This is a genomic window from Streptomyces sp. BE20 (assembly GCF_036322525.1).
In the GTDB taxonomy this organism is placed as follows: domain Bacteria; phylum Actinomycetota; class Actinomycetes; order Streptomycetales; family Streptomycetaceae; genus Kitasatospora.
The window spans coordinates 1-1,047 of sequence record NZ_JAQYWW010000338.1; the positions used below are offsets into that span (position 1 = coordinate 1).

A 1,047-nucleotide genomic window follows, 5' to 3' on the forward strand; every position below is an offset into this window, starting at 1 on the left:
CCCTGCACATGGATCCGCGCCAACGCCGCCACCGCCGTCCGCGACTCCCCACGATCCCGCCGCAACACCGCAGCCGTCACCGGCCCCTCAAGAACCCCCTCCACCAACGACGCAAGAGTCCCGTCCGGACCCAACTCCACGAACGTCGACACACCCTCCGCCGACAACGACCCCACCACATCCGCGAAACGCACCGCCTCACGAACCTGACGCACCCAATACCCCGGATCCGCCAACTCCCCACCCGAAGCAACCCGCCCCGTCACATTCGACACCACCGGAATCAACGGCGCACGGAACTCCAACCCCTCCGCCACCACCCGGAACTCCTCCAACATCCCGTCCAGATGCCCCGAATGAAACGCATGACTCACCCGCAACCGCCGCGACCGCCGACCCGCAAAACGACCCCGAACCTCCTCCACCCCCACCTCGTCACCCGACACCACCACCGACAACGGACCATTCACCGCCGCAACATCCACACCCGCGACCAGAACAGCCCGCACCTCCTCCTCCGACGCCTCCAACGCCACCATCGCCCCACCACCCGGCAACGCCTGCATCAACCGCGCCCGAGCCCCCACCAACACCGCCGCATCACCCAGCGACAACACCCCCGCCACATGAGCCGCCGCCAACTCACCGATCGAATGCCCCGCCACAAAATCAGGCCGAACACCCCACGACTCGAACAAACGGAACAACGCCACCTCCACCGCGAACAACGCCGGCTGCGTCCACCCCGTCTCGTCCAACCCCACACCCGAAACAATCACCTCACCCACCGGCACACCCAACGCCTCCACCACCGCATCGAACGCAGCGGCGAACACCGGCTCCGAGGCATACAACTCACGCCCCATCCCCACCCGCTGACTCCCCTGACCCGAAAACAGGAACGCCAGCCCACCAGCCTGCGCAGTACCGCGAACGACCTCCACACCCTCCAGATCACGCAACGCAGCCGGATCACCCAGCACCACCGCGCGCTCCTCGAAGCTCGCCCGGGTGGTGACCAGGGCGCGGGCCAGGTCGACCAGACCG

General features: G+C 67.3%; 1 protein-coding gene. It reads right to left on the bottom strand.

Annotated elements, in window-relative coordinates:
* The coding region (locus PUR61_RS01820; RefSeq protein ID WP_329874902.1) for an acyltransferase domain-containing protein at positions 1 to 1,047 on the bottom strand (1,047 nt) is incomplete at both ends.